We start from the raw sequence: 15,613 nt of genomic DNA, 5'->3' as shown, positions 1-15,613 counted from the left end.
GCCCAAATTCTGAATTTTGGCCCATCCACTGAAAAAGCAGTCAGCCATCAGCATTCAGCAAAAAGCGCACCCAGGGACTTTTGCTGTAGGAACAGCCAGACCAAACAGCAAAGTTGACTTGATTTTTCAAACTCAAAGGAGATCAAACAGATGTTCCTTACGGGCTGAGGGCTGATTGCTTTCACCCAATAAGCCTTTTGAACCATCCTGATTCGGTCCATCATCTGCTAACCTGAGAACTGACCCGCTCAGGTTTCCTGAGGTCAGGCTTTTCCTCGATTCAGCAAAGGACGTGACATGAGACAGCAGCAATCCCTTTAAATTCCCACATTTAAAAAGGAGTTGCTGATGCACATTCATGTCATGAACGTGTCCCATTTTCTGGGACAAAAACAAGTGCTGGACCGGGTGTCTCTGGAAATCGAGCCCCACCAGAAAGTCGCCCTGATCGGCAAAAACGGCAGTGGCAAGAGCACCTTGCTGAAACTCATCTCTGGCGAAATCCAGCCCGATGCTGGAACGGTTTCGTGCAGCGGTCGTGTGGCGATGGTGCAACAATTGCCTCCAGACCTGCACCTGCCCATCGCAAAGCATCTGACCCCTTCTGTTCTCAGGCAGGCCAGAGCCGCTCTGGACCATGCCGAAACCCTGCTGTCTGATCCCACCGATGAACACCTCGCCCAATATGCCCGAGCAGAAGAACAGTTCCGCGCTCTGGGAGGCTGGGATTTTGCTGCACGCATGGAGCAGTTGCTGGCAGAAATGGACCTCCCCGAAAGGCAAAGTTTGCACCAACTTTCTGGAGGCCAACTCCGCAGGGTGATGCTGGCCCGCGTGATGCTGGAAGCCGCAGACATCTACCTGCTCGATGAGCCCACCAACCACCTGGACCGCAAAGGCAAGAAAGCTCTGGCAGAGTGGATTCGCGCCACACCTGCCACCGTGTTGATGGCGTCCCATGACCGGGCGTTCATGGATGAGGTGATCACCCGCACGGTCTTGATCGAGCGCGGAAAAATCGAGGTGTATGCAGGAGGATACTCCAGAGCCATGGAGCAAAAGCAGGAACTCGAAGCGGCCCGCATGCGGGATTTCCAGTCCCAGAGCCGGAAACTGGAAGCCCTGTCTTCTGAGGTGGGTTCCCTGAAAAGTTCTGCCCGTTCCAGCAACACCTTCAACCACAAAAGGGCAGGCAATCAGGCATTGATTCTGGCCAAGAACAAGGCCGAACACGCTGGAAATCAGGCCGACAAACAGGCCCGTGCCCTTGAGAAACGCATGGAACGCATGCGGGAACAGATGCCAGACAAGCCCTTTCAGGACCGGCACCATCTGGTCATTCCCGAGTCCCTGCCCATCCTGTACCCCAATGACCTGTTGCGTACCGAGAACCTGAGCACCCACTGCACGCAAAACATCAGTGTCTTTTTGCGCAAAGGGATGCGGGTGGCTCTGGTGGGAGACAACGGTACAGGCAAAACCACCCTGATGAAGGCTTTTCTTTCTGAAGATCCTGCTGTGCAGCGCGGTTTGCATGTCAAAACCTACTTCTGTGGACAGCACCATGAGGAATTGGGCCAGCACCTCACCATCAAAGATGCCCTGCTTTACAGCAATCCCGGCCTGAAAATGGCTGAGATGTACCAGATTCTGGGCCATCTGGATCTCCCCAGAGACCCCACTTCCCGAATCGAAGACCTCTCAGGGGGAGAGCAAACCCGGCTTTCTCTGGCCTGCCTGAGCGTCACAGATGCCCACCTGTTGCTGCTGGATGAGCCCACCAACCATCTGGATGTCCAGAGCATTGAGGCCCTTGAAGATTTTCTGTTGGATTTTGGTGGAGGCATGGTGTTTGCCAGTCACGACCAGCGTTTGATTGAAAACGTGGCCACCCACCTGTTGCTCCTGAAAGATTCAGGATTTGAGTTTCTGGAAATTTAAGCCATTCATCAAAATTCCAATGCGATTTCAGGAAAGAGGTTCCTCTGGTGCCGCTTTCCTGGCTTTTGAATTGTCTGGGAGATCTGAAAATTTGCCCTGTATAAAAATTCATGTTTGTGCTAAAGTATCCACTCAAAAGGAGCACCCATGACCAGAGATGAAGTGACCCAATTGATTCTGCAGGCCAAACTCCGCGAAAACCTCAGCTGGCAAGACCTTGCATCTGCCATTGGACACAGCAAGGAATGGAGCACTGCCGCCCTGCTCGGGCAGATGACCTTGACCAAGGAGCAGGCCGAAAAAGTGGGCGCCCTGCTGAACCTCCCTGAAGAAGCCATCCTGCAACTGCAAGTGGTGCCCTACAAAGGGTCGCTTCCTTCGGGAGTGCCCACCGATCCCCTGATTTACCGTTTCTACGAACTCATTCAGGTGTACGGAACCACCTTCAAAGCCCTGATCCACGAAGAGTTTGGAGATGGCATCATGAGCGCCATCGATTTTTCCATGGACCTCTCCAGAGAAGCAGACCCCAAAGGGGACCGGGTCAAAATCGTGATGAGTGGCAAGTTTCTGCCGTACAAAACCTACTGAACCTCAAAAAAGAACCTCCACCTCCACATTGCGGTGGAGGTGGAGGTTCTTCTGTCTGATCCATTTCTGTCTGATCAACGGAGCAACCGGAACATCTCTGCATACTCCACCCCGAGCCTGCGTCCCTGCCCCCTGAAGGATTCCTGCATGCGGCCTCCATTGCTGTCCTGCTCGCCAAATTGGCTGCGGTGTTGCATCAGGGCTCTGGCTTTGGTTTCAATCACGGTGCTGATGTCAATGGCGGTGTCGGGCCTGCGGGTCTGGAACAGGTAAACCGGAGGGCGGTTGTCTGGCAGGGTTTCCCAGAATTTCAGAAATTCCCTTGCTGTTCCCTGATGGTCCACATGCAGATAAGGCAAAGAAGGCAGTGACGCATCAAAGGCCAGCACAGCATCGGGTTTCAAACGGTTGTAGATCTGAATCACCTCTGGCATGAATTTCGGATCTGCAGCAACCCCCCGATCTGGCAGACGCAAAAAGTAAATGTCAGAGTAGCCATTGATTGCCCCAGCAGCACGTTGTTCCTGCTCACGGACCTCTGCAAGGTTGGGCACATCAAAATGGTTGGGTCCTTTTTCGCCCGAGGTCCCCACAATCACATGCACTTCTGCGCCCAGATCGGCCAGGCGTTTCAGGGTGCCGCCAATGTACCATTCGGCATCGTCAGGATGCCCCACCACCACCAGCACATTGCGTTTTTTGAGCAGTTCATCTCCAGAGGAAAAAGCATCAGCAGGCCCAACAGTCAACACCGTGCGAAAAATCCAGTACAGCACTCCAAAAATCAGGCCAAGAGCCACAAGAAAAGGGACAGAACGTTTCAGACGGTTGGCTCTGGGGTGGGCTGTGGGTTGCTGGGTCATCTTGCACAGGAGTTTACAAGAAAGTGGTCTTTTTTGGAGAAGCTCACTTTACAATCCTGTTTGTTGGAGTATATGCAGGTTCATCGCCTGATCAGGACAACCATCAAACAAGAAATGTGGTTGGAGGATGTTGAACAGACAATTGTTGAAAATATGCGTGCAATGCAGTTGCTTCTGGATGGAGTTCCAACCCTTTTCGCACCAGACCCAAAGTGGCTGGATCATCGCTTGGCAGTGAAAGCAGCAAGTGAATGTGGTGAAATTTACATTGTTGTCTCCATTTTTCGGCCCATTCAGATGAAATGGTGGGTAAAATCACTTCGCTGTAATGCAACAAAGCTGCTGTAGAGGTTGTGCAGTTTGAGGAGGTGAGCCCAAGAAAATCTGCAACATCAAATTCTACTTTGACAGATGGGTCCAGAGAGTACATTCCATTCTGGTATGGGACGAGGTCTAGAGACGTGTCAAAAGCTTTGGAGAGATCGCTTCTCAGCTTTCGGATCAAAACCCGAAAATGATCTTGGATCTTCTCGTGGTTTTTTCCATCCCACAACTGATCGATCAACTGGTCTCGGGTTTGTTTTTTTCGCAAAGCCAACAGGACCAACAGTTCCAAGCTTTTTTTGAGGGACACCTTGAGTCTTTTGCTGGAAGAAGTGACACTCAACCTGTTGAACCCTTGGATGTGTATCTCGTAACAAGAAGTGAAAGGATTTACGAAATCATCTCTCTGTTTGATGATGGGTTTCAATCTTTCTGTATACCAATCGTTTTGAATACAGTGAAGCATGAGATCATAAAACGATCGATTTATTGCATACAATGGGGCATCGCTTTTGATGTTGTCTAATCGTTCAAAAGCATTTTGGATTTCTTTAAAATGGAGTGTGCCTTGACGTCGCGATATTTCTGCCAGAAAAAAAGGAATCTGGGACCTTTCCCAATCTGTCAGTGCGGGAGTATCCATTGCAACAAAGGCTTCTCTGGCCTTTTCCAATTTATTGATGGCAAGATTGTAAAGACCTAGGCATTGATTATAATATGCGGCGTATGATTCTTCGTTTTGATTCAATTTTATCTCAACCAGAGCAAGATTTTTGCGAGCCAGATCAACATTGTTGGACATGGATGCACTGATCACGATTGCCATGGTATGCCTGAGGACGGCATCTTGCATGCCGTATTTCTCAGCCAGTTCAATTGTTTTTTTGTAATCCTGAATGGCCAATTCGAACAGTCCCATGTACTCGTAAAGAGCGCCTCGCATTCCAAAGAGGCTGGGTTCCCAGATGAGAAGGATCTCGGAAGGTATTTCGAGTGCTTCATTCAGCAAAGCGATTCCTTCAGTAGGTCTGTTGGCTTCCATTAAATTTGGAGCGAAATTTTGGGCAATTTGAGCTATTATTGTATCAAACTGATGAATACGTGATATTTCAAGGGCTTTCCGATAATATTCCTCGTCAATCTGGCTGTGGCCTAATTCAAAATATATGTTCGCATAATAAATATACAGACGCGCGGTTTCCCAATGGTTTTGTGATTCTATGGCAGATTGCAGTAAAAAATTGCATTCTGACAGGGCTTCTTGGTACCTTTTAACTCGAATCAGGACAAAAGCCCTGAGTCTACGCAAACGACCCCGGTCTTGATCGTTTTCTGCTATTTCCAATCCGCGTTCAAGCCAAAAGAGAACCTCATGTGAGTTGCTCTGTTTCAGAGCAATGGTTGCTTTGCCAAAACAAAACACGGCGTTGTCAATGCCACGTTGCTCCAAATCTTCCAAAATTTGAAAGCCTTCTTTGTGATTTTGTGTATCCAGATAAGCAATGGCAAGGTACGCTTGAAGCCTGTCCGTCAAATCTGTCACTTTGAACTTTTGCAAGACACCACGCAAAGCACTGAGGTTGGGTCTCTGTAACAATGCAGGCAACAGATGATCCAGAACACGCAAGGCATCGTCAATGTTGTTGGCTTTGAGGTGATGCTCCAGTGCTTGCAACCAGAGCCCTTTGGATTCGTGCTTTTGTGCATGGTGCAGGTGGACACTTCGGTGCAGAACAGGATCTCTGGACAACAGTTTTTCCAATGCTTGCAACAAGAGGGTGTGAGGAACATATTGATGGTTTTCCATGTGGGCAAGTGGTAAACCACAAGCCCGCACTTGATCAAGCCATTGAGATGGCATGGGGGTGCCATCCAACAGAGTTGAATCTGTATTCCAAACGGGTGTTCCTACCAATTGCATCAGTCCTGTTTTGACGTCCTGAGGCAATTCCTCCATTGCATGCAAAACCAAATCGATGGCATCCAAGTCATGTGTGTTGCTGGAAAGCTTGAGGGCCAAGCCCACCGGCCACCCTTGGGTTTGCTCAAACCATCTGTTGCTCCAAGTCAGCTTGTTTTTGGAGGTGAACTCTTTGGCTTCCTGTTCAGTAAAGGCCAACGATTCAATGCCCAGCACAAGGACATGCGTGCTGTCTTTCCATTGTTGGACAGGCAATGCAGAAGTGTCATAACCAGAGAGCAGGATTTGGTGACCTTCTGGCAAACGAACCATGAAACTTTGCAGCCATTTGACGGATTCTTCAGAAAGGTGCTCGGTTTTGTCAAAGATGATCTTGATGTTTTCGCGCAGATCAGACAAATGCTGCAAGATCAACAATTGCAATTGATTGAAGGACAGAGAATGCATGTTTGAGAATTGGAATTTGAGGGTGGGAAACACCTTGTGGTTTTGTAGCGCTTGAATCAGTTTTTGCACAAAAGGAGCAATGTCGGAATCTTCGATGCCCAGAGACACCCAGATGGTTTTTTGTTTGGACAGACGGGCAAATTGGGCGAGCAGTGTGGTTTTCCCAAACCCAGATGGTGCCAACAAGGCAATCATTTTCAGGTGTGATGCCTCTCGCAGTTTTTGGATGAGAAGGGGTCTTTTGATCTCTTGTGGCAAGGCACTCGGAATGGAAAAGACGTTCACGGATTGAGTCATCAAAATCCATTTTAGGAATTTTAAAGGGGTTTGCTGAAGATTGTTTCAGCATTCTGAACAAAAGGATCAATCGTGTGATTCGATCACATAGGTGCCATCGTTCCCCAGACCCCTAATTCCCACCCCCACCCCGAGTACAATGGACCCGTATGATCAAGCGTCGCAAGACCGTAAACGTAAACGTGGGTGGCGTGTGGGTCGGCTCAGATTACCCGGTGCGGGTCCAGAGCATGACCAACACCGACACCGCCGATGCCGAAGCCACCGCCATTCAGGTGGCCCAGCTTTACAACGCTGGCAGCGAAGTGGTGCGCATCACCGTCAACAACAAACAGAGTGCTGCTGCGGTTCCAGAGATCGTGCAGCGCCTTTCCGACATCGGGATTTCTGTGCCCATCGTGGGAGACTTCCACTACAACGGCCACATCCTGCTTCGGGAATTTCCCAGAACTGCGGAATTGCTGGCCAAGTACCGCATCAACCCCGGAAACGTTGGCGTGGGGGACCGCCACGATGAGAACTTCGCCACCATGATCGAAGTCGCCAAAGACTTTGACAAGCCCGTGCGAATCGGAGTCAACTGGGGAAGCCTCGACCAGAGCGTGCTGGCCCGCATGATGGACGAGAACGTCAAACTGCCAGAACCCCGCTCTGGCACCGACGTGATGATCGATGCCATGATCGTGTCGGCTCTGGAAAGTGCCCACTACGCAGAAAGTCTAGGCTTGGCCCACGACAAAATCATCATTTCGGCGAAAGTGTCCAGTGCGCCGGAACTCTGGCAGGTGTACCGCTTGCTGGCTGGTAAATGCGATTACCCCCTCCACCTTGGCCTGACCGAGGCCGGAATGGGAGACAAGGGTGTGGTGGCCTCCACTGCAGGTCTGTCGGTGCTTCTGGCGGAAGGCATCGGGGACACCATTCGGGTGTCCATCACCCCAGAGCCCGGTGCTCCCCGCAAAAAAGAAGTGGAGGTGGCCCAGCAGATCCTGCAAAGTCTGGGTTTGCGCCAGTTCCTGCCTCAGGTGACCGCATGCCCCGGCTGCGGACGCACCACCAGCACGCTCTTTCAGGAAATGGCCCGAGACATTCAGGATTACATCCGTGAACGCATGCCCGAGTGGAAAAAAGCCTACTCTGGCGTGGAAACCATGCAGGTGGCGGTGATGGGCTGCATCGTGAACGGCCCCGGCGAATCCAAGCACGCCAACATCGGAATTTCCCTGCCCGGCACCGGAGAGGATCCCAGAGCCCCGGTGTATCAGGATGGCAAACTGCTCACCACCCTGAAAGGTCCCCGCATTGTGGAGGAGTTTCAGGAACTTCTGGAAAATTACGTGCAGAAGACCTACGGCAACGTGGTGTCGTAAAAGCCTTCAGCCATCAGCAAAAACCATCACCTCCTGAGCAAGCCTCGGGAGGTTTTTCATGGATTGTCTTCTGTTGGGGCTTCCATTTCAGGTTCGGCAGCGTCATTTGCGCCAGATTCCGAGGTTTCATTGAAAGGGACCCCCTCATCTGAAGGGGTGTCCTGATTTTCCACGGTCTCGCCTGCGGAAGGGTTCATCTCGGGTTCGACTGAAGGGGTGGGGGCTGTGGTGATTTCCATGTCGTTGGGTTTCACCTGTGCGGCCACCACATCTGCCACCACCGTTCCGGCTTCCAGAGTGGCAAGGGTCAGGCAATTCTCATGGGTTTGCACAAAGACAATGCGTTTGGATGCATCCTGAGACACCAGAAATTGACTGCTGGACACTGAATTTCTGAATGCAGCCTCCAGAGGTCGAAAGTTCTGGTTTTGCAGCGTTTTGGTCAATGTTTTGAGGTTGGCTGGAGCGGTCAGCAAGAAACTTTTGCGAACGTGGTCCTTGCCGTTGGTTTGCAGGACAGAAAGCAGTTTTGCCTGCTCATCTTCTTCGAACAGGCTGCACTTCCCAGAGTTGTTTTTTTGAACATCCAGCACTTTGAAGACCTCGTTCGGGCTCCATTTCTGGCTGCTGGATGTGGCTCTGGAGGGCTTGCCAACCGTGGTGATGGCGACAGCAAAAACAGCCACCACCGCAGCCATGCCCAGCACTGCTGGGACCATGCTTTTGGGTTTCTGGGGTTCGGTCATGACCCTGTGATACCAGAGGGCCTCTGGCTTTTCGGCCTGCATTGTTGCAGTGTTGGACGGTTCAATCTGCTTGGGCTTGAGAAGGCACCTGAGAGACAGGTTCTCTGGGCAAAACCTGTCTTCCGGGGGCTGGTTTTTCCAGATGTCCCAGCCACAGGTTGACCAGAGGCAAAATCAGCAAAAGCAGCACAAGCCATTCCATGCTTTCTTTATCGCAGGCGGGTGTGAGGTGCACATCAGGGCTGGATGAAAAAGGCTCGGGTGGCTGAAGGGAATGAAGTCTGCTGAGGGCTGAGGGCAAAGGCAATGAAGGGCGCAGCACACTACACCCCTACAATTTCCCTTGACCATTTTTGCTGTGTAACACATGATGCTCTCGGCTCTCGGCTCTCGGCTCTCGGCTCTCGGCTCTCGGCTCTCGGCTCTCGGCTCTCGGCTCTCGGCAATTGGGCGCCCCTACAAGGCCCTCGGCATACAATAAACCCAATGAAGCTCTCCCACCTGCTGGACCTGAGTGCTTTTCACTTCAAGCCTGTCACTGCTGTGTCTCTGGATCAGGAGATCCGCTGGGTGGCAGTGATTGACATCCCCAATGCCTTCAACTGGATTCAGGAGGGGCAACTCCTCCTCACCACCGGATACACCTGGCCCCATGACCCCGAGGAGTTGCGCCTGTTCATTCGGCAGATTGCGGAGAAAAAGCCGGTGGGGATTGCTCTGGCGGTGCCCCATTTCTTTGAGCAATTCCCCGAGGCTGCCCGCGAGGAGGCCGAAAACTGTGGTCTTGCAGCTTTTGAGTTGCCGTGGGAAATCCCTTTTGGGGTCCTGACCGAGGCCATCCACAAAGAGCTTTTGCGTGAACATTATGTTTTGCTGGAGCGCTCAGAGCAGATTCACCGTGCCCTGACGCAGGCCGTGGCAACACTGGCCGGATTTGGGGAACTGGCGCGGGTGCTCTCTGAACGGCTTTCTCGGGAGGTGATTTTTGCAGGGGCTGCCTCGGAAGTTCTGGGTGCACATCCCAGAACCGAGCACTTTAAATTGCCCGAGTTTGCCCACAGCCTGAAAGGGGCAGTTTTAAGAAAAGACTGTGTGGTGGCTCCCATCCGCGTGGGGGATCAACTGGCAGGCTGGGTGGTGATCCGGGGTGGGGAAGGACCTCTCACGGAACTGGATGTGCGTGCTGCCGAGCATGCCTCGGTGGTGGCGGCGTTGCAGATTGTTCACGAACGGGCGCTCAGTTTGCAGGAGGCCCGCCTCGGGTATGCATTCTTTGAGTCTTTGCTGGACGCTTCAGAGGGGATGTCGGCCCATGTGATCGAACGGGCTGCCCGTCTGGGCTTCCGGGAAAATTTGCGGTTCCGACTGGGTGTGTTTCAGTTGCACACTCCGGTTCCCCTGTCTGAAGGGGCGTTCAAGGCCAGAGAAACCCTCGCTGCCGATTTGCGAGATGCCCTCAAAAGGCTGGGTGCCCCTCAACTGCTGTCTTTGCAGCAAAACCATGTGGTTTTTGTGCTGCCAGAAAGGGACCATCCAGAGCAACTCTGGGTCCGATTGAACAGGGGAGGGGCCAGTGTGGGTTTTTCAAGGGTGTTCTCTGGACTGCAAGAAGTGGGGGCAGCCTATCAGGACCTGCAAAGGATGCTGCCTTACCTGAAAGAGGGTCAACTCCACCATTACGAGGCCCTGATCATCCCGAGGGTGCTGGAAGGAGACAAAGGGGCCAAAGAAGCGTTTCTGGAGGACCTCTTTCAGCGGATTCCTCGCGAGGAGTTGCAAGACACGGTGCTGGCTTTTGTGCGCTGTGGGTTCCATTTGCGCAAAACCTCAGAGCACTTGAAAGTCCACATCAACACACTCCGTTATCGTCTGGAACGGGTGTCTGAGCAAACAGGGTGGGATCTGGACGATCCACAAATCCGCTTCAAGTTGCAACTGGCCAGTTACCTGTTGTTGGAAAACCACAAAAAATACGTCTAGTTTTGTTTGAAAAATCCATAGCATGTAACCCTTCTGCGGTTTAACTTGATGGTCATAAAAGTGACATTTGGAGGTGTCCTTTGACCCGAGCTGAATCACGCACCGGACATTTGCTGGATTTGAGGGCCAAACACGTTCCCAGAGGGGTCAGCAACGCGCACCCCATTTTCGCAGCCCGCGCACAGGGGGCCAAAATCTGGGATGTGGACGGCAAGGAGTATCTGGACTTTGTGGGCGGAATTGGGGTTCAGAACATCGGGCACAGCCATCCACGGGTGGTGCAGGCCGTGCAGGCCCAGTTGGAGCGTTACTCCCACACCTGCTTTCAGGTGACCATGTACGAGCCTTACGTCAAACTGGCAGAGCGCCTCAATGGTCTGGCCCCCGGCGACTTCGAGAAGAAAACCATCTTCCTGACCACCGGAGCCGAAGCCGTCGAGAATGCCGTCAAGATTGCCAGAGCCTATACCAACCGTCCGGCCATCGTCAGCCTGACCAGTTCGTTTCACGGACGGACACTCTTGGGCATGAGCCTGACTGGGAAAGCCTCGTACTACAAACAGAATTTTGGCCCCTACGCACCAGAGGTTTACCATGCTCCCGTTCCCCACGCTTACCGGGGATGGAGCACCGAGAAAGCTCTGGAAGCCTTAAAAGAGTTGTTTCAGACCACCATCGACCCTTCGCGCATCGCTGCCATCATCTTCGAACCCGTGCTGGGTGAAGGAGGGTTCATTCCGCTTCCCACGGAATACCTGCAGGGCCTGCGTGCCCTTGCCGATCAGCATGGCTTCCTCTTGATTGCAGACGAGATCCAGTCCGGGTTTGGTCGCACCGGAAAAGTGTTCGCCATCGAGCACTCGGGTGTGGTGCCAGACCTGATCACCATCGCCAAGAGCCTTGCCGGAGGGCTTCCCCTCTCTGGCGTGACGGGCCGTGCCGAGGTGATGGACGCCCCTGCCCCCGGAGGTCTCGGGGGAACTTATGCCGGAAATCCGCTGGCCTGCGCTGCCGGACTTGCGGTGCTGGACATTCTGGAAGAGGAGGCCCTGACGCAGGCCGACACCCTCGGACAGGTTTTGAAAGAAGCCTTCGAAAATCTTGCCGAAAAACACCCCTTCATCGGCGAGGTGCGCGGTCTCGGGGCCATGATGGCTCTGGAAATCGTGCAGAATAGAGAAAGCCGTTCCCCTGACGCGGCCCTCACCCAGCGGATTGTGGAAATCGCCCGGGAAAAGGGTCTTCTCCTGCTCAAAGCGGGCATGCATGGCTCGGTGATCCGGGTCCTGGTGCCGGTCACAGCAGACTTAAAGGATGTACAGCGTGGTTTAAACCTTCTTAACGAAGCCATGACGGCAGCCGTGGGGTGACATGAGCGCACAGGGACTCAGCTTACAGGGGATCCACAAAAGTTATGCCGGGGTCGAAGCCCTCGGAGACATTCACATCGACATTCAGGCCGGAGAGTTTTTCACTTTGCTGGGGCCTTCCGGGTGTGGCAAGACCACGCTTCTGAGGATCATTGCCGGGTTTGAGGTCCCAGACCGGGGCAAAGTGGTCTTGCACGGCAATGACATCTCGGGAAGAAGTGCCATGCAAAGGCCGGTCAACACGGTGTTCCAGTCGTATGCGCTTTTTCCGCATTTGAATGTCTACGAAAATGTGGCCTTCGGACTGCGCAGCAAAAAAGTGTCTGGCCCAGAGGTGGACCGCCGGGTCAAGAACGCTCTGGAAATGCTGCGCCTTTCGGAATTCAGCAAACGCTTCTCGCACCAGATGTCTGGTGGGCAGCAGCAACGGGTGGCCCTTGCCAGAGCACTGGTCAACGAGCCTGAAGTGCTGCTGCTGGACGAGCCTTTAAGCGCTCTGGATGCCAAACTCCGCACCGAAGTGCAGGTGGAATTGCGCCGTTTGCAACACCAGCTCGGGACCACCTTCATTCTGGTGACCCACGATCAGGACGAGGCCATGAGCGTGTCAGACCGCATTGCAGTGATGCGCAAAGGGGCCATCGAGCAGGTGGGGGTGCCCAGAGAAGTCTACGCCACCCCCAGAAGCCGTTTTGTCGCGGAATTTCTGGGCCTCGCCAACCTGATTCAGGCCAGAATCGAGGACCGCACTGCCACCACCTCATTTGGTCGTTTGCACCTCTCCAACGCCCCTTCTTGGCAGGAGGGCCTCTTGGTGATCCGCCCCGAAAGCGTGCAGCTTTGCGAAGATCCCCCTCTGGTCAACACTTTTCCCTCCAAAGTGCGGGATGTGGTGTACCGGGGGTCTTACCTTGAGGTGTGGCTGGACCGTGAAGACCTGCGGGTGCGCACCCCTCCACACCAGCACCTGACCGTGGGGCAGGACATTTACGTGCATTTCCCCAGAGAGGCACTGGTCCCTCTGGAGGCCTCCTCATGAAAAACGTGCTGGTCTGGTACGGCGAACTGACCTCTGCCGGAAGCCTGCGGCGCAGAGGACTGGTTTTTCTGCTTCCGGCCCTGCTCTGGTTGCTGGGTTTCCTGATCTTGCCGGGCCTCCTCCTGATTGCAGTCAGTTTTGCGGAACGGGGAACCTACGGCGATGTGGTCTGGAACCTGAGCATCGAAAACTACAAACGGGCCATGGGCTTCGGGCTGTTTGGCTGGAGCCCGGATTACCTGCTGATCCTGTGGCGTTCGGTGGTGGTGGCCGGGGTGACCAGTCTGGTGTCGGTGATGCTGGCTTACCCTCTGGCCTTTTTCATTGCCACCCGACCAGAGCGCACCCGTTACCTGTGGCTCACCCTCGTGATCATTCCCTTCTGGACCAATCTGGTGATCCGCACCTACGCATGGTTTCTCTTGTTGGCCCCCGAGTCGCCTTTCGTGCGCCTGATGGCCTCTCTGGGACTGGTGCAACCCGGTGACGCCCTTTACCCGAGCGCCTTTGCGGTGTACCTCGGGATGGTGTCGGCCTTTTTGCCGTTTGTGGTGCTGCCCCTCTACAGCAGTGTAGAGCGCCTCAACTGGCGTCTGGTGGAAGCCGCTCAGGACCTGTACGCCAACCCCATCCGGGTGTTCATGCAGGCGATTTTGCCCCAGACCCTGCCCGGTCTGACCGTGGGGGTCATCCTGACGTTTATTCCTGCGATGGGGATGTTTGTGGTGCCGGACCTGCTGGGCGGGGCCAAATACCTGCTGGTGGGCAACCTGATTCAGCAACAGTTCGGGGCCAGTCGGGATTGGCCTTTTGCAGCTGCCATTGCACTGGGCCTGATGGTCATGACCCTGTTTGCTTTAAGGATTTACCGCACCAGAGCCAAGGACGTGGACCTCGTATGAGGAAACACCTGCTGTCCATCATCGCTCTGGGCACACTGGCCTTTTTGTACCTGCCCATGCTGGCGGTTGCGGTTTACTCGGTCAATCAGGCCAAATACGGTCTGGTCTGGCAGGGTTTCACCTGGGACTGGTACCGGATGCTCTTTCAAAACGAAGCCATTCTGGAGGCGGCAAGAAACACCCTCTTTCTGGCAGTCACCTCCACCCTGATTGCCACCGTGCTGGGCACCATGCTGGCGATTGCGCTGGAACGCTACCCATGGGGCAAACGGGCACAGGGCTTTTTCAGCACCGTGCTGTATTTGCCGGTGGTCACCCCGGACATCATTCTGGCGGCCTCTCTGGTGGTGGGGTTCAGCCTGATCCGACTGGTGTTCAGCAACTTTGAACTGGGCATGCCTGCCATGGTCATCGGACACGTCACTTTTCAGGTGGCCTTTGTGACCCTGGTCGTGCAAGGTCGCATGAAGGTGTTTTCTCGTGATCTTGAAGAGGCTGCCAGAGACCTTTATGCCAGCAACCTCGATGTACTCAAACGGGTCCTCTTGCCCCTTCTGGCCCCCGGCATTGTGGCCGGAGCGATGCTGGCCTTCACCCTCTCTCTGGACGATTTCGTGATCAGCTTTTTCACCTCTGGACCGACCAGCACCACTTTGCCCCTGTTCATTTACGCCTCGGTGCGCCGTGGGGTCACCCCCGAGATTCATGCCCTGTCCACACTGATTTTTCTGGCCACCGTCATTCTGGTCCTCGTGGCCGAACGCCTGTCAAGGAGGAAGTCGCAATGAAACAAAAATGGATGCTCACACTGGCCCTCATGTCCGGTCTCTCTCTGGGTGCAGGAAAAGAACTGAGGATTTACAACTGGTCCGAATACATGGACCCCAAAATCCTCACCGACTTTGAAAAGAAAACCGGCATCAAGGTCCGCACCGACTTCTACGAATCCAATGAAGAGATGGTCGCGAAACTGCAAGCCGGAGGGGTCAACCAGTACGACATCATTGTGCCTTCCAACTTCATTGTGCCCACCCTGATCAACCTGAAACTGGTGCAGCCTCTGGACCTGAAAAAAATCCCCAACATCAAAAACCTCGATCCGCAGTTCACCAAACTGCCGTTTGATCCGGCCAACAAATACTCGGTGGCCTACCAGTGGGGCACCATCGGCATCGTGTACAACAAAGACCTGATCAAAACCCCACCCACCACTTGGGCGGTGATTTTCGATCCCAAACAGAACAAAAACAAGTTCGTGATGTTCGATTCCATCCGCGAGATGATGTCCATTGCTCTGGCCTATCAGGGGGCAGACATCAACACCAAGGACCCGGCCAAAGTGAAAGCTGCCGGAAAACTTCTGCTGGACACCAAAAAGAACCCCAATTTCCTGGGATTTGATGCCGGAGTGGTGGGCAAGAACAAGGTGCTTGCGGGCACCGTGCAGATGGCCATTGCCTACAACGGTGATGCGGTCCGAGCCATGGACGAAAGCAAGAAAGTGGGCTTTGTGCTGCCCAAAGAGGGGGGAAGCATCTGGGTGGATTCACTGATGGTCCCGGCCAAAGCACCCAACAAAGACGCTGCAATGCAGTTCATCAATTACCTTTTGGAGCCCAAAGTGGGAGCGCAACTCTCCAATTTCATCCGGTACGCCACCCCCAACAAAGCCTCCATGCAGTTCATCACCCCCAAAGACCGCAACAACAAAGCGATTTATCCGAGTGCAGCAGAACTGAAGGGCCTCAAGTACATTGTGGACCTCGGCAAAGACAACCGCCTGTACGACGAAGTCTGGACCGAAGTGAAGTCAAGGTGATGC

13 protein-coding genes are annotated in these 15,613 nt (G+C 53.7%); 9 read left to right on the top strand and 4 right to left on the bottom strand.

Annotated features, from left to right (window positions below; all coding sequences use genetic code 11):
• Positions 1 to 348: 348 nt before the first annotated feature.
• Entirely contained in the window at positions 349 to 1,941 is a 1,593-nt protein-coding gene (locus Q371_RS00375) for an ABC-F family ATP-binding cassette domain-containing protein (RefSeq protein WP_034334696.1), read from the top strand.
• A gap of 147 nt (positions 1,942 to 2,088) precedes the next feature.
• Entirely contained in the window at positions 2,089 to 2,532 is a 444-nt protein-coding gene (cynS, locus tag Q371_RS00370; protein ID WP_034334694.1) for a cyanase, read from the top strand.
• Positions 2,533 to 2,606: 74 nt separating this feature from the next.
• Here the strand turns inward: cynS and Q371_RS00365 are convergent, their stop codons facing one another.
• Both Q371_RS00365 and Q371_RS00360 read right to left on the bottom strand, forming a co-directional pair.
• On the bottom strand, positions 2,607 to 3,395 hold the full coding sequence (locus tag Q371_RS00365) for a PIG-L deacetylase family protein (RefSeq protein WP_034334691.1): 789 nt from the start codon (positions 3,393 to 3,395) through the stop codon (positions 2,607 to 2,609).
• A 103-nt stretch (positions 3,396 to 3,498) separates the two neighbouring features.
• Positions 3,499 to 6,384: an AAA family ATPase gene (locus Q371_RS00360; RefSeq protein WP_034334688.1), complete on the bottom strand. Its 2,886-nt coding sequence runs from the start codon at positions 6,382 to 6,384 to the stop codon at positions 3,499 to 3,501.
• A gap of 149 nt (positions 6,385 to 6,533) precedes the next feature.
• Between Q371_RS00360 and ispG the strand changes: the two genes are divergently transcribed.
• Complete coding sequence (gene ispG, locus Q371_RS00355) at positions 6,534 to 7,754, top strand: flavodoxin-dependent (E)-4-hydroxy-3-methylbut-2-enyl-diphosphate synthase (protein ID WP_034334685.1); 1,221 nt, start codon at positions 6,534 to 6,536, stop codon at positions 7,752 to 7,754.
• A 56-nt stretch (positions 7,755 to 7,810) separates the two neighbouring features.
• Here the strand turns inward: ispG and Q371_RS00350 are convergent, their stop codons facing one another.
• Complete coding sequence (locus Q371_RS00350; RefSeq protein WP_157442419.1) at positions 7,811 to 8,500, bottom strand: hypothetical protein; 690 nt, start codon at positions 8,498 to 8,500, stop codon at positions 7,811 to 7,813.
• Between the two features lie 61 nt (positions 8,501 to 8,561).
• Positions 8,562 to 8,702 carry a hypothetical protein gene (locus Q371_RS26710; RefSeq protein ID WP_157442418.1) on the bottom strand — a complete coding sequence of 47 codons (141 nt, stop codon included), beginning with the start codon at positions 8,700 to 8,702 and terminating at the stop codon, positions 8,562 to 8,564.
• Positions 8,703 to 8,986: 284 nt separating this feature from the next.
• On the opposite strand from Q371_RS26710, the gene Q371_RS00345 reads away from it, so the two are divergent.
• From Q371_RS00345 to Q371_RS00320, 6 genes are all read left to right on the top strand, one after another.
• Positions 8,987 to 10,480, top strand: coding sequence for a PucR family transcriptional regulator (locus Q371_RS00345; RefSeq protein ID WP_034334682.1), 1,494 nt, complete (start codon positions 8,987 to 8,989; stop codon positions 10,478 to 10,480).
• An 80-nt stretch (positions 10,481 to 10,560) separates the two neighbouring features.
• Entirely contained in the window at positions 10,561 to 11,850 is a 1,290-nt protein-coding gene (gene gabT, locus Q371_RS00340) for a 4-aminobutyrate--2-oxoglutarate transaminase (protein ID WP_034334679.1), read from the top strand.
• Position 11,851: 1 nt separating this feature from the next.
• Positions 11,852 to 12,889, top strand: coding sequence for an ABC transporter ATP-binding protein (locus tag Q371_RS00335; protein ID WP_034334677.1), 1,038 nt, complete (start codon positions 11,852 to 11,854; stop codon positions 12,887 to 12,889).
• Positions 12,886 to 13,791 (top strand): ABC transporter permease, encoded by a 906-nt coding sequence (locus Q371_RS00330; protein ID WP_034334676.1) that lies wholly within the window; start codon positions 12,886 to 12,888, stop codon positions 13,789 to 13,791. Before Q371_RS00335 ends, Q371_RS00330 begins: the two co-directional genes overlap by 4 nt.
• Positions 13,788 to 14,579, top strand: coding sequence for an ABC transporter permease (locus tag Q371_RS00325; protein WP_034334672.1), 792 nt, complete (start codon positions 13,788 to 13,790; stop codon positions 14,577 to 14,579). Before Q371_RS00330 ends, Q371_RS00325 begins: the two co-directional genes overlap by 4 nt.
• Positions 14,576 to 15,610, top strand: coding sequence for a polyamine ABC transporter substrate-binding protein (locus Q371_RS00320; protein ID WP_034334669.1), 1,035 nt, complete (start codon positions 14,576 to 14,578; stop codon positions 15,608 to 15,610). Before Q371_RS00325 ends, Q371_RS00320 begins: the two co-directional genes overlap by 4 nt.
• Positions 15,611 to 15,613: the final 3 nt, after the last annotated feature.

The organism is Deinococcus misasensis DSM 22328 (assembly GCF_000745915.1).
Taxonomy (GTDB): Bacteria; Deinococcota; Deinococci; order Deinococcales; family Deinococcaceae; genus Deinococcus_C; species Deinococcus_C misasensis.
The sequence above is the reverse complement of the archived record's forward strand: the minus strand, read 5'-3'. Positions and strand labels throughout refer to the sequence as shown.